The organism is Pseudarthrobacter sp. J47 (genome assembly GCF_049810315.1).
GTDB lineage: Bacteria > Actinomycetota > Actinomycetes > Actinomycetales > Micrococcaceae > Arthrobacter.
In genome coordinates, this window is the sequence record NZ_CP187358.1 from 1,862,904 (window position 1) to 1,881,750 (window position 18,847).

The window sequence follows — 18,847 nt, forward strand, 5'->3', positions numbered from 1 at the left end:
CCATTACCAAGCTCCCCGCCCGGTCCGCAGCGTCGCTGGCCGGGCGGGATCCAATGTCAGCCGCGGGCCAGGATAAAGTCAGCAGCCGGCTCCGCCACCGAGGCACCTATAGCGTCCGCGCTGCGCTTCTTGCCGGCAACGGCGAACGAATGGTCGCCTCCCTCAATCCACTGCAGTTCAGCAGCCGGCCCGATCCGCCGCACCACGTCTTCCAGGATCTCCGGCGTCGCGAAAGTGTCCCGGCTGCCCTGCAGGAAGAGCATGGGCAGGGTCAACCCGTACAGGTGTGCGTCCCGCAGCTTTTCCGGCTTCCCTGGCGGGTGCAGCGGGTATCCGAGGTAGAGCAGCCCTGCAGCTTCCATTCCTTCCGCCACGGCCATGGAAGCCATCCGGCCGCCAAAGGACTTGCCTGCTGCCCACAGGGGCAGCCCGGGTTCCAGGCCTGCGGCAAAGCCCATGGCTGCCCGCCAGGCGGCAATGGCTGCCGGAGGCCGGTCCGGAAATTTCCGGCCTGCATCCCGGTACGCAAAATTGAACCTGAGCGTTGCCACCCCGCGTTCGGCCATGGCGGCAGCAAAGCCGGCCATAAACGGATGCTCCTTGCCGGCGCCGGCACCATGGGCCAGCACCATCATTGCGGAGGGCTGGTCCGGGCGGAGATACGTCGCGGACAGGAAAGTCTCCCCGGCCGGAATGCTGAGCTGGGATTCGGAAACTGGCATGGAACCATCATGCCTGTTTGGCCGCCACGCGCACGTACACGCCGGCCGCCAGGATACCGCCGCTCCGGGCCGGGGTGTAGCTTGGCAGCATGGCGAGTGAGCAGACAATCCTGACCGTCCCCGGGCCAAATGGCGATCGCGACGTACGCATCTCCAGCCCCAGCAGGGTCCTCTGGCCCGACCTGGGCCTCACCAAACTGGACCTGGCCAACTACATGGTGGCAGTGGGCGCCCCCTTCATCGAAGCCAACGGAGACCGGCCGGTGTCGCTGCAGCGTTACTCGGAGAACGTGGACGGCGAATTCTTCTTCTCCAAAAATCCGCCCAAAGGCGCCCCGGACTTCATCCGCTCGGTCAAAGTCGTGTACCCCAGCGCGCGTTCGCATCCCCAGCTGGTGCTTGACGAGCCCGCGGCAGCAGTCTGGGCCGTCCAGATGAATACCGTGGTGTTCCACCCCTGGCCGTCACGGACCGGGAACACGGACAACCCGGACCAGCTGCGAATCGACCTTGACCCGCAGCCCGGCACCGATTTTGACGACGCCGTTCCCGTCGCCGTGGCGTTGCGGGACGTGCTCACCGAAGCCGGCCTGGCCACCTTCGTGAAGACCTCGGGTAACCGCGGGCTGCATGTGTTTGCGCCGATCCGGCCGGACCATGAGTTCCTGGATGTACGCCACGCCGTGATTGCGGCCTGCCGCGAACTGGAGCGGCGCATGCCGGACAAGGTGACCACCAAATGGTGGAAGGAAGAGCGTGGCACCAGGATTTTCCTGGACTTCAACCAGGCCAACCGGGACCGGACCATGGCCGGTGCCTACAGCCCGCGACCGCTCCCGCATGCCCCCGTCTCCTGCCCTGTCACCTGGGACGAACTCGGCAGCACCGACCCGAAGGACTTCACGATCCTCACCGTCCCGGACCGGCTGAAATCAGTAGGGGACCCGTGGGCCGGGATGCATGAGGAGCCGGGCAGCATCGGCACGCTGCTGGAGTGGTGGGACAGGGACCTGGCCTCAGGGCTGGGGGAGCTGCCGTTCCCGCCGGACTATCCCAAGATGCCCGGTGAGCCGCCGCGCGTGCAGCCAAGCCGGGCACGCAAGCAGGACTAGGGGACTCACTCGAACCTGGAAGGGTCTCCCGTTCCCCGTCGCACCACTTCGGCGCTCCCGCTGGAGTAGTCCACCACCGTGGTTGGTTCGGGGCCGCAGTCACCTGAGTCGACCACCGCGTCCAGGACGTGGTCCAGGCGTTCCTTGATCTCCCAGCCCTGCGTCATGGGGTCCTCCTCCTCAGGAAGCAGCAGGGTGCTGGAGAGGATGGGTTCACCCAGTTCGGCCAGCAGTGCCTGGACCACACGGTTGTCCGGAATCCTGACGCCCACCGTTTTCTTCTTCGGGTGCAGCAGGCGCCGTGGCACTTCCTTGGTGGCCGGAAGGATGAACGTGTAACTGCCGGGCGTGACGGCTTTGATGTTGCGGAAGACGTCGTTGCCGATGTTCACGAACTGTCCAAGCTGGGCGAAGTCCTTGCAGACCAGCGTGAAGTGGTGCTTGTCATCCAGCTGGCGGATGGTCCGGATCCGGTCCAAAGCCTCCTTGTTGCCGATCTGGGCGCCCAGGGCGTAGCAGGAGTCTGTGGGATAGGCGATCAGCCCGCCGTCGCGGATGATTGCCACCGCCTGGGTGATAGCGCGGGGTTGCGGATCCTGCGGGTGGACATCAAAGTAGCGGGCCATGCCTCGAGCCTACGCCAGCACCCTGCTCCCTTTGAATGGCGACGGCGGCTGCCGGACTTGTGATTTCGTGCTGGAGTCTAGGCAGCCCGGCCGGACTGCGGCACGATGGAGAAGTCGGACACCACTCCGGCCTGTTCAATTTCCCACAAGCCACTCAACGCCAGGAGAGCGCCATGACAGTCTTGTTGAACCCCTACGTGAGCTTCCGCGACAACGCCCGGGACGCCATGACGTTTTACCAGGGCGTTTTCGGTGGTGACCTGGAGCTGAACACCTTTGGCGATGCGCACGTCAGCGACGATCCGGCCGAGGCCAACAAAATCATGCACGGAATGCTCACCACCCCGACCGGACTGGTGCTGATGGGCGCGGACACCCCCAACAGCATGGAATATTCAAGCGGCAGCAGCATCACGATCTCCCTCAGTGGCGACGACGAAGGCACCCTTCGCGGCTACTGGGACAAGCTGGTCGACGGCGGCAGCGTCACCGTGCCGTTGGAGACGGCACCCTGGGGTGCAACGTTCGGGATGCTGACCGATCCGTTCGGTGTGGCCTGGATGGTGAACATCGCCGCACCTGAGTCCGGTGCTGCCACTGAATCTGCCGGCTAAAGGGAGTTGCTGAATCGCGGTGGAACCGGTCCTGGATTTCCTTGGCAGCTTTTGGTGGCTGATTTTTCCCCTCAGCGGCGTGGTGGGCGGCTGGGCCAAGGCCTGGTCCAAAGCTTCCGAGCGCCGTCATGAGCGCAAGGTCCAGCTGTATCAGCTTAAACACCAGGCACAGCAGCAGGACCGCGCCACCGCGACCGAAATTGAGGCACTGATCTCTTCCCACGACGCGGTCAACCGCCGTTGGCTGGACTATGAACTCGATGTGGGAAAGCTCATCGATTTCCCCATGATGACCGATGTCAGAGAGCCCTTGACCGTGGCGTTCCTGCGGGCCAAGCGTGACGCCGACGGCCTGCGGCCCGAAGATCCGGAAGCTGCCAGGGCGGACCGTGGCGCCGTGAACCGCTACCGGGAAGCCGTGCGGCACTATGAAACGGCGTTCGACGTGGCCGAGCGGGAGGCCCGGCGCATCAAGGACTCAAACTTCACCGAGCTGGAGCGCCAACGGCTTGCCACCGCCCGCAAGCTGCTCAGGCTGGCGGGGGATGGCGCTGCCACTCCGGCTGAACGGCGGGCGGCCTACCAGCGCGCCCGCCGCGAACTCGATGGCCTGCTGGAACTCCCGGACGCGGCCATCGCCGCCATCGAACAAAGAGTGGCCGGCAGGCTGGAACCCGGACGTCCGGACCCGGGAAATCGGGCGGCCGGCAACGCCCGTGACCCGGCAACCTGAGCCGGATGTTTGGGACTATTCCTCCATGCGCGTACGATCTATAAGGTTTCGTGCCGGCATCTGAATTGCGCAACTCCTCCTCAGTTAACTTTTGGTGAATTTGCGGTGCTTGCCCGGCGGGGGCCCGGAACCTCGGAACGTCGATCCTGCAGATGGAGCATAGGTGGACATCACCTTTATGGTGGCGCTTGTTATAGCGCTGGCACTTTTCTTCGATTTCACCAACGGTTTCCACGACACCGCCAACGCGATGGCAACGCCCATCGCCACGGGTGCCATCAAGCCCAAAACGGCGGTGACGCTTGCCGCCATCCTCAACCTCGTGGGCGCCTTCCTGTCCACGGAGGTGGCTAAGACAGTCTCCGGCGGCATCATCCGCGAAGGCAACGATGGCATCCAGATCACCCCGGAGATCATTTTCGCCGGGCTGATGGGCGCCATCCTCTGGAACATGATCACCTGGCTCAAGGGCCTGCCCTCCAGTTCCTCCCATGCGCTGTTCGGCGGCCTCATCGGCGCCGCCATCGCCGGCATTGGCTTCCATTCGGTGAATCTCGAAACGCTGATGCAGAAGGTCATCCTCCCGGCACTGTTTGCACCGTTGATCGCTGCGTTCGTCGCCTATGTCTGCACCAGGCTTGCCTATGCCCTGACGTCCCGTCATGACCCTGAAACGGGTACCAAGCTGACCCAGAAGCGGGGAGGATTCCGTACCGGGCAGATCTTCACTTCAAGCCTTGTCGCCCTGGCGCATGGTACCAATGACGCACAGAAGACCATGGGCATCATCACCCTGGTGCTGATCGCTGCCGGAACCCAGCAGCCCGGCTCCGGACCGCAGTTCTGGGTCATCGCTGCCTGCGCGTTCGCCATTGCCATCGGCACCTATGCCGGCGGCTGGCGCATCATCCGGACCATGGGCGCCGGGCTGACGGAAGTTAAGCCCGCGCAGGGTTTCGCTGCCGAGGCAAGCACCGCGTCCGCCATCCTGGCCTCATCCCACCTCGGCTTTGCCTTGTCCACCACCCAGGTGGCCAGCGGCTCGGTCATCGGTTCGGGCCTGGGCCGCCGGGGAACGTCTGTGCGCTGGGGCACCGCCGGACGGATTGCCCTGGGCTGGCTGTTTACCCTGCCCGCGGCAGGCGTCGTCGGCGCGCTGACGGCAATGCTGGTCAAAACGGGCACTGTAGGCGTCATCATCGCCGCGGTAGTGGGCAGCGGCGCTGTCCTGTACATGTTCCTGCACTCCAGGAAGTCCGTCGTCGGACACCACAACGCCGTGGAAGTCGAAGAAGCCGGTGAGGCCGTCAGGTTCCAGAAGAAAAAGAAGGTACGGACAGCAGCACGCAATACCGGAGGGGAAGAATCATGAAGTGGATGGAACTGCTGATCGTTGCGGGGGCCACGCTGGCAGCCGCCGTGACCGTCGTCGTCCTTTATTCCCTCGGAGTCCGTCTGACCGCGATTGCGGGCACGGTCAAGGAACAGTCTCCCACCGCCTTCCGGGCACTGGCCGGGGTCTGCTTTGGACTGTGCGGGATTGCCGTTTTGTTCGGGCTCTACCTGATCATCCCGTACTTCAGTAAGTAACCGCAGGTACAGCAGCCAGGGGAGCCAACCGCGGCTAGGATGGCGCCATGGCTGAATTCCAATACTTCGTTGCCGCTTCGCTGGACGGATTCATTGCCACCGAAACGGATGACCTCGCCTGGCTCCTGCAGTTTGACGGCTTTGACGGCGGAGCCGAAAGCTATGACTCGTTTATGGCAGGCGTGGGCTGCATCGTGATGGGCGGCGCCACGTTCCAATGGCTCATGGACCACGAACCCGGCGCCTGGCCCTATGCCGGAACACCGTGCTGGGTGTTCACCCACCACGAATACCGCGCACCTGCCAACGCGGACGTAAAGTTCGTCCGCGGCGATGTGGCGGAATTCATTCCTGACCTTGAGCACGCCGCCGACGGCCGCAACGTGTGGGTGGTGGGCGGCGGTGACCTTGCTGCCCAGTTCGCCGCAGCCGGCAAACTGGATGAAATGATCCTGTCCGTCATCCCGGTGGTACTGGGCAACGGCAAGCGCCTCCTGCCGCTGCCTGGGCCCACAACGCCGCTGGAACTGACGTCTTCGCGTGCGCTTGGCCGTGGAGTTGTGGAGAACAGGTACCGGTTCACCTAGCCCCCCGGGCTCCGGGTGAAATTGTCCACCCCGGCAACTAGGCTTGGCGTGTGAGTGAAACTACCAAACCGGCATCCCTTCCTTCCCAGACCCTTTCCCCGCAGGACGATTCTGCCGCGCAGGCACTTGATGTTCCGCCGCCCGGATCAGGGGTTTCGGCCACCGAAGCGCCGGTTGTTCCGCTGACGGACCAGCCCAGGCTTCTGGTGCTGGATGGCCACTCCATGGCCTTCCGGGCGTTCTTCGCGCTGCCCGCGGACAAATTTTCCACCGCCTCCGGCCAGCACACCAACGCCATTCACGGTTTCACCTCCATGCTGATCAACCTCATCAAGGAGCAGAAGCCCACCCACGTGGCGGTCGCTTTTGACGTCTCTGACGACACCACGCACCGCAAGGCCGAGTACAGCGAATACAAGGGAGGCCGCAACGAGACCCCCCGCGAAATGAGCGGCCAGATCGACCTCATTGACAAGGTCATGGGCGCCTGGGGCATCAAGACCATCAAGATGCCCGGCTATGAGGCGGACGACATCCTCGCCACCCTGGCCACCATGGGGGAGAAGGCCGGTTTCGAGGTGCTCCTGGTATCCGGAGACCGTGACGCCTTCCAGCTCATCACTGACAACGTTTTTGTCCTCTACCCCAGGAAGGGCGTCAGCGACATCCCGCGGATGGATGCCACGGCCATCCAGGAAAAGTACTTCGTCACGCCTGCCGAGTATTCGGACCTCGCCGCATTGGTGGGTGAATCCGCGGACAACCTTCCCGGCGTTCCCGGCGTTGGCCCCAAGACCGCCGCAAAATGGATCAACCTGTACGGCGGGCTGGAAGGCGTCCTGGCCAACCTGGATGCCATTGGAGGCAAGGTTGGGGACGCCCTCCGCGAGCACGTGGAATCCGTCAAGCGCAACCGCAAGCTGAACAGGCTGCACACTGACCTGGACCTGCCGGTCACCCTGGAGGACCTGGCAGACCCCCGCCCGGACCAGGCCGCCCTGGAAGAGCTGTTCGACGAGCTCGAGTTCAAGACCATCCGCGCCCGGCTCTTCGCCCTCTACGGGAGCGAGGTGACTGAAGCGGAACGGGAAACCATCGACGCCCCGTCCTTCATCACCCCGTCCACCGGCAGTGAACTTGCCGCGTTCCTGGCTGACGGCAAGGGCCAGCGCTCGGCAGTCGCCGTCGAACTTGTCCCCGGCCGGATCGGCGAGGAAGCCACGGCACTGGCTATTGTCCGTGACGGTGCGGGCGCCTACATCGACCTGTCCGCACAGGATGCCGAATCCGAAAACGTCCTGGCAGCCTGGCTCCGGGATCCTGAAGCGCCCAAGGTGATGCACGGGTTCAAGGGCGCGCTCAAGGCCTTCGCCGCACGGGGACTGGAACTGGAAGGCGTAGTGGATGACACCGCCATTTCCGGCTACCTCATCCAGCCCGACCGGCGCACCTACGAGCTGGCTGAACTGGCCCAGCACCACCTCAACGTGGAGGTCTCCGCAGGCTCGGCCAAGGAACGCCAGCTGGAGCTGTCCTTCGACGGTGACGACGCCGCTGCCGCCGCGGCACTCACCCACACTGCCGCCGTCGTGCTGGCCCTGAGCCGTTTCTTCGAATCCGAACTCCACGAACGCAAGGCTGCCGAGCTGCTCTCCACCCTGGAGTTGCCGGTCAGCCGCGTCCTGGCGGACATGGAGATGGCCGGCATCGGCATTGACATGGCCCGCATGGACGAACAGCTGGCGGACCTGGCCAAGGTGATCGAGCACGCCCAGGAGCTCGCGTTCGCCGCCATTGGCCATGAAGTTAACCTGGGCTCGCCCAAGCAGCTGCAGACAGTCCTGTTTGAAGAGCTCCAGCTGCCCAAGACCAAAAAGATCAAGTCCGGCTACACCACCGACGCCGCCTCGCTGAAGAACCTGCTGGAAAAGACCGGGCACGAGTTCCTGGTCCAGCTGATGGCGCACCGCGAATCGGCCAAGCTGCGGCAGATGATCGAATCCCTGAAGAAGTCCGTTGCGGAAGACGGCCGGATCCACACAACGTATGCCCAGAACGTGGCAGCCACGGGCCGGATCTCCTCCAACAACCCGAACCTGCAGAACATCCCGATCCGCAGCGAAGAGGGCCGCCGCGTCCGTGGCATCTTCGTGGTCAGCGACGGCTATGAGTGCCTGCTGTCCGCCGACTACTCGCAAATCGAAATGCGGATCATGGCGCACCTCTCCGGTGACGAAGGGCTGATCCAGGCGTACAAGGACGGCGAGGACCTGCACCGGTTCGTGGGCTCCAATATTTTCCACGTCCCCACCGAAGAAGTCACCAGCGCCATGCGCTCCAAGGTCAAGGCGATGTCCTACGGCCTGGCATATGGACTGACCTCCTTCGGTCTCTCCAAGCAGCTGGAGATTTCCGTGGACGAAGCCCGGACACTGATGAAGGACTACTTCGACCGCTTCGGCGCTGTACGCGATTACTTGCGGGGCGTGGTGGACCAGGCCCGGATCGATGGTTACACCTCAACCATCGAGGGCCGCCGCCGGTACCTGCCGGACCTCACCAGCACGGACCGCCAGCTGCGCGAAAACGCAGAACGGATCGCGCTGAACTCGCCCATCCAGGGCTCCGCGGCGGACATCATCAAGCGCGCCATGCTGGGCGTCCATGCGGAGCTGGCAGCCCAGGGCCTCAAGTCCCGGATGCTGCTCCAGGTCCATGACGAACTGGTCCTCGAAGTAGCTGCAGGGGAGCGGGACGCCGTGGAGAAGCTGGTCACCGAGCAGATGGCGGCGGCTGCGGACCTCAGCGTTCCGCTGGAAGTGCAGATCGGCGTCGGACGCACCTGGTACGACGCCGGGCACTAGGAAGGATCAGCCGGTAGTCTCCGTCGCCCGGCGCCGCTGCTTGAGCAATTCGAGCAGCCGGTGCTCGGCGTCGGGGCCTGCTGCTACTCCGGTGGGGATGCGGAGGAGGAGCACAAGGCCCAGCACCCACCAGAGTCCAAAGAGGATCCATGGCGGCGGCGTCAGTGCGGCGGGCATGCCCGGCAGGTAGAGGCTGAGCAGTCCGACGCACAGGACCACCGCAGCCACACCAATGATGATGCCGCCGTTACCGTTGCCGCCCACGCGAAGCGGACGGTCCATGCGCGGCTCGCGGCGGCGCAGGATCACGAAGACGAGCGCCACCAGGATGTAGGCGATCACAATGCTGGGTGCGCCGGAATCCACCAGCCAGCCAAGCATGGATACGCCGAAGAACGGTGCAAGGAATGACAACGCGCCGATAAACAGGAGTGCGTTGACGGGTGTCCGGTACTTGGGGTGCAGCCTGGCGAACCACGGCGGGAGCATTCCGGAGCGGGCCATGGAGAACATCAGGCGGGAGGCGCCAAGGAGCAGCGAGTTCCAGGAGGTCAGGATCCCGGCAATGCCTCCGGCAATCAGGATCTTTGCCATGACGTCGCTGCCGAACAGCGCACCCATGGCGTCGGCGGTGGCTATGTCCGCCTGGGCAATGTCTCCTGCCGGCATTGCGGAGGAGGTTGTCAGCACCGTCATGACGTACCAGACGGTGGCCAGCAGCACCGCGATGACCACCAGCTTGCCGATCTGCCGCGCTGGAATGTTGACTTCCTCCGCCGACTGCGGAATCACGTCAAAGCCGACGAACAGGAACGGCACTACCACCAGTACGGCGAAGTATCCGTTGAGGCCGCCGGTGAAGAAGGGCTCCATATGGGTGGCCGAACCACCCGTGAACGAGCCGAAGACCAGCATCAGGCCAATGACCAGAAGGAATACCACCACGAATGTCTGGGCCACTCCGGCGAGTTTGACGCCCAGGATGTTGATTCCCGTGATGATGACCGCAGCAACGGCCCCTACCAGTGCCCACGTCAGGTGGACCTGGTAACCGGCCACTTCCCACAGCGGGATCTGGCTTAGCCCGGGAAACAGATACTGGGCGGTCCGGGGGAGGGCCACGGCCTCGAAGGCCACGATGGTGATGTACCCGCCGGTGATGGCCCAGGATCCAATGAACGACCAGCGCGGACCCATCCCGCGCAGCAGGAAGTTGTGTTCACCTCCCGCTTTTGGCATGGCGGCGGTGAGTTCGGCATAGGTGAGCCCCACAACACCCATGATGGCGCCGCCGGTAATCATGGCCAGCACTGCGCCCATGGTGCCGGCGGAGGCTATCCACCCGCCAGTCAGGACAACCCAGCCAAAGCCGATCATGGCTCCGAACCCGAGGGCAAGGGCGTCCCAGTTTCCCAGGACTTTCAGAAGTGATGCGTCAGGCGTTGATTCCGCTTGGGTGGATTTCATTCGTCCTCACTCTGCTGCATTTGGCAGGTCGGCCGCTTCCGGGATGGTGCAGCCGGGCCCGAAGGTATGAAATACGTCACATCAGGTTAGCGCTCCCTTCGGGTGGCCGGGCGCATTAGCGCCGTGCGTCGCAGCTCGGATGCGGACGGGACGCATTTGACTGGTGATGGCGGGTTCCCTTGGATAGGCTCAACCGCGTGGCTGAAATGAGTGGGGACTACGAAATCCGCCGGTTCACTCCGGCATCCAAGGACGAACCCGGGTACGGGCAGTCGGCAGCGTGGGCGCAGGCGGTGAACTTCGGCTTCCATGATGAGCGCCGCCCTGTCGAGCAGGTGGACCAGATGATCGGGTTCAACAAGGTGGACCGGCGCGTCTATACCGGCGTCTACCAGAAGGGCGCGGTGGCGCAGCATTCACTGGACGCCGAAATCCCCGTGGCCACTTTCGGTACGTTCCGGAAAACCCTTAACGTTGGCTTCGGCCGGCTCCTGGATGCGCAGCTGGTCACGTCGGTGACCGTCCGGACGTCGCACCGGCGGCGCGGGCTCCTGCGGGCCATGATGAGCCAGGACCTGGCCCAGGCCCGCGAGGACGGTCTGGCTATGGCGGCCCTCACGGCCTCGGAAGCGTCCATTTACGGCCGCTTCGGATTCGGCGTCGCCACGCTGGAGCAGTCCATCAAGGTTGATACAGGCGCCCGGTTAGTGCTCAACCACGTGGCAACCGGGACCGTGGAGGTGGCGGATCCGAAGGTGCTGCTGGAGTTGGCGCCTGCGGTGTTTGACCGGGTGCACGCACTGACGCCGGGCTCCGTGGGCCGCCAGGAGTTCTACCGGCAGCTGGCCTCCGGCTCCGTCAGCCGGGGCGGTGGCGAGGACCCCAAGGTCAAGGTCGTGCTGCACTACGACGCCGCCGGTGAAGTGGACGGCTATGTGTCCTACAAGTTCGGCGGCTGGTCCGAAACGCCGCACACCATGGAAATAGTGGACCTTGTGGCCGCCGGCAACAACGCCTACCTGGAGTTGTGGCAGTACCTTGGCGCGATTGACCTCGTGGAGCGCGTCACCTGGGCCGAGGCGCCCGTGGACGATCCGCTCCGCTGGGCGCTTGCCGACGCCCGCTGCGTCTCCGCCTCCGAGCCCCGGGACATGCTGTGGCTGCGCATCCTGGACGTCAGTAAGGCCCTGGAAGCCCGGCACTATCCTGCAGACGGGCGCCTGGTCATGGCTGTTTCGGATTCGCTGGGATTCGCGCAGGGAACCTTTGTCCTGGAGGTCGACGGCGGCACTGCAGTAGTGCGCGCGGCTGGCGCTGCGGGAGGGGAACCAGACCTTGAACTGGACATAGCGGCGCTGTCGTCGATCTACCTGGGTGGGGTCAACCCCGTCACGCTGGCCGCGGCAGGCGTCATTCGTGAGCACCAGCCCGGGGCGGCCTTCCGCGCGGCCCGGATGTTCGCCGTCGAACGTCCCGTGCATTGCCTGACGCACTTCTAGGAACGCGGGCGCTTTGACCCGGCTTGCCCGGCTCCACTAGAATGAACGGGCGTGTACTACGTGCGCGCATCTTTATTTTCACCATAATCCACAAATCAGGATGATCCGGCACTTTGCCGTGTTCTGCTTCCACGCCCATGCGTGGCGGTGGCGGTCAACCTGACCGACTCACTATCCACAACGGAGCCCCTACTACATGACCATCACCTCCACCGAGAAGCCCGGTACCCCCGTAGTCGCGATTAACGACATCGGTACCGCTGAGGACTTCCTCGCAGCTGTCGACGCCACCATCAAGTACTTCAACGACGGAGACCTCGTCGAAGGTACCGTCGTCAAGGTCGACCGCGACGAAGTCCTGCTCGACATCGGTTACAAGACCGAAGGTGTCATCCCCTCCCGCGAGCTTTCCATCAAGCACGACGTTGACCCCGGAGACGTTGTCTCCGTTGGCGATCAGGTCGAAGCCCTGGTGCTCACCAAGGAAGACAAAGAAGGCCGTCTGATCCTCTCCAAGAAGCGCGCTCAGTACGAGCGTGCCTGGGGCGACATCGAGAAGGTCAAGGAAGAAGACGGTGTCGTCACCGGTACCGTCATCGAGGTTGTCAAGGGTGGTCTTATCCTCGACATCGGCCTGCGTGGCTTCCTGCCCGCGTCCCTCGTCGAGATGCGCCGTGTGCGCGACCTGGCTCCGTACATCGGCCAGCAGATCGAAGCCAAGATCATCGAGCTGGACAAGAACCGCAACAACGTGGTCCTTTCCCGTCGTGCATGGCTCGAGCAGACCCAGTCCGAGGTCCGCTCCACGTTCCTCAACAAGCTGGAAAAGGGCCAGGTCCGTCCCGGCGTCGTTTCCTCCATCGTCAACTTCGGTGCATTCGTGGACCTTGGCGGCGTAGACGGCCTCGTCCACGTTTCCGAGCTGTCCTGGAAGCACATCGACCACCCGTCCGAGGTTGTCGAAGTTGGCCAGGAAGTCACCGTCGAGGTCCTCGAGGTCGACCTGGACCGCGAGCGCGTCTCCCTGTCGCTCAAGGCTACGCAGGAAGATCCGTGGCAGACCTTCGCCCGCACCCACGCCCTGGGCCAGGTTGTGCCGGGTAAGGTCACCAAGCTGGTTCCGTTCGGTGCGTTCGTTCGCGTCGAAGACGGCATCGAAGGCCTGGTCCACATCTCCGAGCTCGCAGTGCGCCACGTTGAACTGGCCGAGCAGGTTGTCTCCGTTGGCGACGAACTGTTCGTCAAGGTCATCGACATCGACCTGGAACGCCGCCGCATCTCGCTGTCCCTCAAGCAGGCCAACGACGGCGTCGACGCCGACAGCACCGAATTCGATCCGGCTCTCTACGGCATGGCCGCAGAGTACGACGAAGAGGGCAACTACAAGTACCCGGAGGGCTTCGATCCGGAGTCCAACGAGTGGCTTGAAGGCTACGAGACCCAGCGCGCCACCTGGGAGCAGCAGTACGCTGACGCCCAGACCCGTTGGGAAGCCCACAAGAAGCAGGTTGCCCAGCACGCTGCCGACGACGCTGCTGCCGCAACGTCCGGTGAGAGCGATTCGGGTACCACCAGCTACTCTTCCGAGCCTGCTGCAGAGTCCAACGCCGGAGCCGGCACCCTGGCTTCCGACGAGGCACTTGCTGCTCTCCGCGAGAAGCTGACCGGCAACTAATTGCCACCGGTCCGGACCTTCCGGGCCAACCACTGCGGGCCCCTGCGAAAGCGGGGGCCCGCTGTGTTTAACCCAACCAACCCGCCCAACCCAACCAACCCGCCCAAGTAGCTCGCAGCTAACGCTCTCAAAACGCGATTTCAGAGCGTTTTGTGCGAGTTACTTGGGGAGTTCGACGGCGGCACGCACCGCGCCGCCGTCGTGGCATGTCAGTGCGGCACCTGTGCCAGCCAACAACCTTTGGGCAGCAGTGTTGCCCGCGGTGGTGTGGGCAGTCACTCGTTCGAGGCCGGCCCGGCGTGCCTCCGCCAGGACCAGGCCCAACGCGGCGCTGCCGATCCCGCGTCCGCGGAAGGCGCGTCCCAGCCAGATGCCTGTCTCAGCCACGCGACCGCCGGCGCGTTTGAGCCTGATGGAGCCGGCGACGGTTCCGTTGCACAGCACGGCCCATGTTTTCTCCGCAGCCGGACCGTCCAGACCGTCAGCAGCGGCCCGGTGGAAGGCCCGGAACCAGTCGATTCTTTCCTGGTTCCAGCCCTGGCCGCCCAACGGGGGAGTGACCTCGTCCGGGGCGGCGCCGCGCATGGCCAGTTCCAGGAGTTGCTCCAGAACGTCCTGATTAACGCCGGCCAGGGACACCTCAGCTGATGGGGACATCCACCCATTCCGTCCCTTCGGGCTTGAGGAGTGTGGCGCCGGCGGTGAGCGACAACAGCCTGTCCGCGGCAGCGGAAATCGTGTCCGGCGCGTCCGGCAGGGCCAGGCGCAACACCGTGCTTTGTGCGCCATAGCTGGTATCCGCCATAACGAACCCAGCGGACCTGAGCTCGTTCTCCAGGCGCCCCGCCTGGGCGTGCGGGACTTCCGCCGCGCAGATCCGCAATCGGGTGCGGTGCACCAGCGGGGCCGCGTCCAGCGCAGTGGAAACGGATTCGGAATAGGCGCGGACCAGGCCTCCCGCGCCCAGCAGGATCCCGCCGAAGTAACGCACGACGACGGCCGTCACGTCGCTGAGGTCTGTCACCCCGGCGGTGGTTTCCCGCCGTGACAAAGCCTCCAGCATGGGGATTCCGGCAGTTCCGGAGGGCTCGCCGTCGTCGTTGGAACGCTGCACGCTACGGTCCGGGCCGAGGATAAACGCGGAACAATGGTGCCGGGCATCGTGGAATTCGCGGCGGAGTCCTGCCACCAGGTCCCGAGCTGCCGCTTCAGTCTCCGTGCGGCGCAACACTGTAATGAACCTGGATCTCTTGATCTCCAGTTCGGTGCGGAGGTCCTGCCCGGCCGCGAGGGTTGTGTACACGACAGCCCGGCTTTCCTCGCTCCGGGGAGCAGCGTCAACGTCAGGCACCCGATCAGTCTAGTCTGGTGGGATGTTGAAGATCGGGCTCACGGGCGGCATCGCGTCCGGCAAATCCCTGGTGGCTGCGCGGTTCCGTGAACTGGGCGCCGTAGTCATCGACGCCGATGCCCTGGCCCGCGAGGTGGTGGAGCCGGGCACTGCCGGCCTCACCGCCGTCGTGGATGCTTTTGGCAGTGGTGTCCTGGACGGTGACGGCCGCCTGGACCGGGCGGCACTCGGGGCACTGGTCTTCGGAGATCCCGTGCAACGGGAAAAGCTGAACGGCATCATCCACCCGCTGGTCCGGGCGCGCGCAGCCGAACTCCTTAAGGCTGCGGCGGACGCCGGTCCCGGGCAGATCGTGGTGCAGGACATCCCGCTCCTGGTGGAGACGGGGCAGGCCTCCTCGTTTGATGTGGTGGTGGTGGTCGATGCCCCGGATGATGTCCGGGTACAACGGATGATGGAGCACCGGGGAATGAGCGGGGACGATGCACGCGCCAGGATGGCAGCCCAGGCCAGCCGCGCGGAGCGGCTGTCCGCCGCCGACGTCATCCTGGATAACTCCGGAGCCAAGGAGTCCCTGGTGCGCCAGGTGGATAGCCTGTGGACGTCCAGGCTGGTCCCGCTGGCCGAAGCCGGCGGCCTCAAGGCCTGACCTTACGCCTGCGGTGAATCCGCCCCTTGGCTGTCAGTGGCCGGGGGTAGATTGGAAGCATGAGTCTTGCGCAGGAAATCAACCGCGTTGTAGCGCCCTTTGAGGTCATCAGCGAGTTCAAGCCGGCAGGTGACCAGCCAGCCGCAATCGCCGAACTCACCGAGCGGATCAGGAACGGCGAAAAGGACGTGGTGCTGCTCGGCGCCACGGGTACCGGTAAAAGTGCCACCACGGCCTGGCTGATCGAACAGGTCCAGCGGCCCACGCTGGTGCTGGTGCAGAACAAGACCCTCGCCGCGCAGCTAGCCAACGAGTTCCGCGAGCTGCTGCCCAACAACGCCGTTGAATACTTTGTCTCCTACTACGACTATTACCAGCCTGAGGCCTACGTGCCCCAGACGGACACGTTTATCGAAAAGGACTCCTCGGTGAACGAGGAAGTGGAGCGGTTGCGCCACTCGGCCACCAACACCCTGCTCACCCGCAGGGACGTGGTGGTGGTGGCCACGGTTTCCTGCATTTACGGCCTGGGAACGCCGGAGGAATACATCGCGGGAATGGTGACCCTGCGCAAGGGCCAGGAAATGAACAGGGACGCGCTCCTGCGCAAGTTCGTTTCCATGCAGTACGCCCGTAACGACATGGACTTCCACCGTGGCACGTTCCGCGTCCGGGGGGACACTGTGGAGATCATCCCCATGTACGAGGAACTTGCCTTGCGCATCGAGTTCTTCGGCGACGAGGTGGAGAACATCTATACGCTGCACCCCGTCACCGGCGAGGTGATCCGCGAAGAAACCGAGATGTACGTCTTCCCGGCCTCGCACTACGTGGCAGGTCCGGAGCGGATGGCCCGCGCCATCAAGGCCATCGAGGACGAGCTCGCCGAGCGGCTGGCGGTCCTGGAGGGCCAGAACAAGCTCGTGGAGGCCCAGCGTCTACGGATGCGCACCACGTACGACCTCGAAATGATGCAGCAGATGGGATTCTGCAACGGCATCGAAAACTACTCGCGGCATATCGACGGACGCGGCAGCGGGACCGCGCCGCACTGCCTGATCGACTACTTCCCGGAGGACTTCCTCCTGGTCATTGACGAATCCCACGTCACGGTTCCCCAGATCGGCGCCATGTATGAGGGCGATATGTCCCGCAAGCGCACGCTGGTGGACCACGGGTTCCGCCTGCCGTCCGCCATGGACAACCGGCCGCTCAAGTGGGACGAATTCCTTGAACGGGTCGGCCAGACCGTCTACCTCTCCGCCACGCCGGGCAAATACGAACTCGGCAAGGCGGACGGTTACGTCCAACAGATCATCAGGCCCACCGGGCTGATCGATCCCGAGGTGATCGTCAAACCCACCAAGGGCCAGATTGACGATCTCCTGGGCGAGATCCGGACTCGGGTTGAAAAGAACGAGCGCGTACTGGTCACCACGCTGACCAAGCGGATGGCCGAGGACCTCACTGACTACCTCCTCGGCCACGGGGTGAAGGTCGAATACCTGCACTCGGACGTGGACACCCTTCGCCGCGTGGAGCTGCTCCGCGAACTGCGGATGGGCAGTTTTGATGTCCTGGTGGGGATCAACCTGCTGCGCGAAGGCCTGGACCTTCCCGAAGTATCCCTGGTCAGCATCCTGGACGCGGACAAGGAGGGCTTCCTTCGATCCTCCACGTCGCTGATCCAGACCATCGGCCGCGCCGCCAGGAACGTGTCCGGCCAGGTCCACATGTACGCGGACAAAATCACCGACTCCATGGCCCACGCCATCGACGAGACCAACCGGCGCCGCGCCATCCAGGTGGCCTACAACACGAAGCACGGCGTGGATCCGCAGCCCCTGCGCAAGAAGATTGCAGACATTACGGATCAGCTGGCACGGGAAGACGCGGACACCCAGGAGCTGCTCAACAACAACCGGCTGGCCAAGGGTGCCAAGCGGGTTAAGGGCGGCGCCGCGAAGGGCGCGGCCCAGGTCAGGGCGGACGGCCTGGCAGCGGCGCCCGCGGAGGACCTGGTTGGCCTGATCGAGCAACTGACCGAGCAGATGCACGGCGCAGCCGCGGAACTGCAGTTCGAGGTGGCTGCCCGGATCCGCGATGAAGTCAGCGAATTGAAGAAGGAACTGCGCCAGATGCAGGCCGCGGGGCACGCCTAGGCTACAGTTAAGGTCACGTAGGGGAGTATCCCAAGCGCTACGATCGTCAACACGCCAGGCACAGCTGCCCGGCCGGGCGTAGCGGGCCACCATTTCAGCACCAAGTGCGCAGGCGGGCCGGAGAGACTTACACCGTTAGCCCGTACCCTGCGAAAGGTATATTTCTGTGCTCGAACTACCCGTCTGGTTTGAGGTCGGCTCCTTCGTCGTCCTTGGCCTCATCCTGTTGTTTGACCTCCTCCTGGTTGTCCGCCGCCCCCACGAACCCTCCATGAAGGAGGCTGGCCTGTGGGTGGCGTTCTACGTCGCCCTGGCACTGGTGTTCGCAGGGGCCATGTTCATGTTTGCCGGTCCGGAATACGGTGGCCAGTTCGTCGCAGGTTGGGTCACTGAGTACAGCCTCAGCATTGACAACCTGTTTGTCTTCATCATCATCATGGCCCGGTTCTCGGTGCCCCGTAAGTACCAGCAGGAAGTGCTGATGGTGGGCATCATCATTGCCCTGATCCTGCGTGGCATCTTCATCATGCTTGGCGCCATTGTGATTGAACAGTTCAGCTGGGTGTTCTACATCTTTGGTGTCTTCCTGCTGTGGACGGCCTGGAAGCAGGCCCAGGACGAGGGCGAAGACGAAGAGGACCGCGAGAACCCGCTGATTGCGCGGATCCGCAAGGTCATCCCCATGTCGGAAAAGTTCGACGGCGGCAAGCTCCGCACCGTGGTTGACGGCAAGAAGGTCTTCACTCCGATGCTGATCGTCTTCGTGACGATCGGCCTCACGGACCTGCTGTTCGCCGTTGACTCCATCCCGGCCATCTTCGGCCTGACCCAGAGCGCCTTCATCGTGTTCACAGCGAATATCTTTGCGCTGATGGGCCTTCGCCAGCTGTACTTCCTGCTGGGTGGGCTCATGAACCGCCTGATCTACCTCAAGCACGCACTGTCCGTCATCCTCGCGTTCATCGGCGTCAAGCTGATCCTGCACGCCATGCACGTGAACGAGCTGCCGTTTATCAACGGTGGACACCACATCGAATGGGCACCGGAGATTCCCACCTGGGTTTCCCTGTCCGTGATCGTCGGCACCATTATCATCGCCGTAATCGCCAGCCTGCTCAGCCCGGCTGCCAAGCAGGCGGCGATCGATTCCCGTCTCGAAGAGGACGCCAGGAAGAGCATGAGCGAGACCGAGTAGT

The 18,847-nt window shown here is 64.0% G+C and carries 16 protein-coding genes and 1 pseudogene; 12 read left to right on the forward strand and 5 right to left on the reverse strand.

Going from position 1 to position 18,847, the window contains the following annotated elements; genetic code table 11:
* Positions 1-56: 56 nt before the first annotated feature.
* Positions 57-722, reverse strand: coding sequence for an alpha/beta family hydrolase (locus tag ACPJW8_RS08440; protein WP_330188727.1), 666 nt, complete (start codon positions 720-722; stop codon positions 57-59).
* Positions 723-811: 89 nt separating this feature from the next.
* Between ACPJW8_RS08440 and ligD the strand changes: the two genes are divergently transcribed.
* Positions 812-1,834: a non-homologous end-joining DNA ligase gene (gene ligD / locus ACPJW8_RS08445; protein ID WP_330188728.1), complete on the forward strand. Its 1,023-nt coding sequence runs from the start codon at positions 812-814 to the stop codon at positions 1,832-1,834.
* A gap of 5 nt (positions 1,835-1,839) precedes the next feature.
* Here ligD and ACPJW8_RS08450 read toward each other — a convergent pair whose 3' ends face one another.
* Complete coding sequence (locus ACPJW8_RS08450; RefSeq protein WP_330188729.1) at positions 1,840-2,460, reverse strand: L-threonylcarbamoyladenylate synthase; 621 nt, start codon at positions 2,458-2,460, stop codon at positions 1,840-1,842.
* Positions 2,461-2,633: 173 nt separating this feature from the next.
* On the opposite strand from ACPJW8_RS08450, the gene ACPJW8_RS08455 reads away from it, so the two are divergent.
* From ACPJW8_RS08455 to polA, 6 genes are all read left to right on the forward strand, one after another.
* Positions 2,634-3,074, forward strand: a complete 441-nt coding sequence (locus ACPJW8_RS08455) for a VOC family protein (RefSeq protein ID WP_330188730.1) — start codon at positions 2,634-2,636, stop codon at positions 3,072-3,074.
* A 19-nt stretch (positions 3,075-3,093) separates the two neighbouring features.
* Entirely contained in the window at positions 3,094-3,807 is a 714-nt protein-coding gene (locus ACPJW8_RS08460; RefSeq protein WP_330188731.1) for a hypothetical protein, read from the forward strand.
* Positions 3,808-3,970: 163 nt separating this feature from the next.
* Positions 3,971-5,179 (forward strand): inorganic phosphate transporter, encoded by a 1,209-nt coding sequence (locus tag ACPJW8_RS08465; RefSeq protein WP_330188732.1) that lies wholly within the window; start codon positions 3,971-3,973, stop codon positions 5,177-5,179.
* Positions 5,176-5,397, forward strand: coding sequence for a hypothetical protein (locus ACPJW8_RS08470; RefSeq protein ID WP_330188733.1), 222 nt, complete (start codon positions 5,176-5,178; stop codon positions 5,395-5,397). Before ACPJW8_RS08465 ends, ACPJW8_RS08470 begins: the two co-directional genes overlap by 4 nt.
* 47 nt (positions 5,398-5,444) lie before the next feature.
* Positions 5,445-5,984 carry a dihydrofolate reductase family protein gene (locus ACPJW8_RS08475; protein WP_330188734.1) on the forward strand — a complete coding sequence of 180 codons (540 nt, stop codon included), beginning with the start codon at positions 5,445-5,447 and terminating at the stop codon, positions 5,982-5,984.
* A 224-nt stretch (positions 5,985-6,208) separates the two neighbouring features.
* Complete coding sequence (gene polA, locus ACPJW8_RS08480) at positions 6,209-8,848, forward strand: DNA polymerase I (protein ID WP_425256467.1); 2,640 nt, start codon at positions 6,209-6,211, stop codon at positions 8,846-8,848.
* A 6-nt stretch (positions 8,849-8,854) separates the two neighbouring features.
* Here polA and ACPJW8_RS08485 read toward each other — a convergent pair whose 3' ends face one another.
* A complete protein-coding gene (locus tag ACPJW8_RS08485; protein ID WP_330188735.1) occupies positions 8,855-10,315 on the reverse strand; it encodes an APC family permease in 1,461 nt (486 codons plus the stop codon).
* A 206-nt stretch (positions 10,316-10,521) separates the two neighbouring features.
* Between ACPJW8_RS08485 and ACPJW8_RS08490 the strand changes: the two genes are divergently transcribed.
* Together ACPJW8_RS08490 and rpsA are read left to right on the forward strand one after the other, a co-directional pair.
* On the forward strand, positions 10,522-11,814 hold the full coding sequence (locus ACPJW8_RS08490; protein ID WP_330188861.1) for a GNAT family N-acetyltransferase: 1,293 nt from the start codon (positions 10,522-10,524) through the stop codon (positions 11,812-11,814).
* Between the two features lie 196 nt (positions 11,815-12,010).
* The gene (gene rpsA, locus ACPJW8_RS08495) at positions 12,011-13,489 is read left to right on the forward strand and encodes a 30S ribosomal protein S1 (RefSeq protein WP_330188736.1); all 1,479 of its coding nucleotides are present in this window, start codon (positions 12,011-12,013) and stop codon (positions 13,487-13,489) included.
* 159 nt (positions 13,490-13,648) lie between these two features.
* Here the strand turns inward: rpsA and ACPJW8_RS08500 are convergent, their stop codons facing one another.
* Together ACPJW8_RS08500 and ACPJW8_RS08505 are read right to left on the reverse strand one after the other, a co-directional pair.
* Positions 13,649-14,146, reverse strand: coding sequence for a GNAT family N-acetyltransferase (locus tag ACPJW8_RS08500; RefSeq protein ID WP_330188737.1), 498 nt, complete (start codon positions 14,144-14,146; stop codon positions 13,649-13,651).
* The gene (locus ACPJW8_RS08505) at positions 14,130-14,840 is read right to left on the reverse strand and encodes a YigZ family protein (protein ID WP_330188738.1); all 711 of its coding nucleotides are present in this window, start codon (positions 14,838-14,840) and stop codon (positions 14,130-14,132) included. Before ACPJW8_RS08505 ends, ACPJW8_RS08500 begins: the two co-directional genes overlap by 17 nt.
* 22 nt (positions 14,841-14,862) lie before the next feature.
* On the opposite strand from ACPJW8_RS08505, the pseudogene coaE reads away from it, so the two are divergent.
* From coaE to ACPJW8_RS08520, 3 genes and pseudogenes are all read left to right on the forward strand, one after another.
* Positions 14,863-15,468, forward strand: a pseudogene (coaE, locus tag ACPJW8_RS08510) (dephospho-CoA kinase); the annotation flags it as partial.
* An 80-nt stretch (positions 15,469-15,548) separates the two neighbouring features.
* On the forward strand, positions 15,549-17,651 hold the full coding sequence (gene uvrB / locus ACPJW8_RS08515; RefSeq protein WP_330188739.1) for an excinuclease ABC subunit UvrB: 2,103 nt from the start codon (positions 15,549-15,551) through the stop codon (positions 17,649-17,651).
* Between the two features lie 166 nt (positions 17,652-17,817).
* Complete coding sequence (locus ACPJW8_RS08520; RefSeq protein WP_330188740.1) at positions 17,818-18,846, forward strand: TerC family protein; 1,029 nt, start codon at positions 17,818-17,820, stop codon at positions 18,844-18,846.
* Position 18,847: the final 1 nt, after the last annotated feature.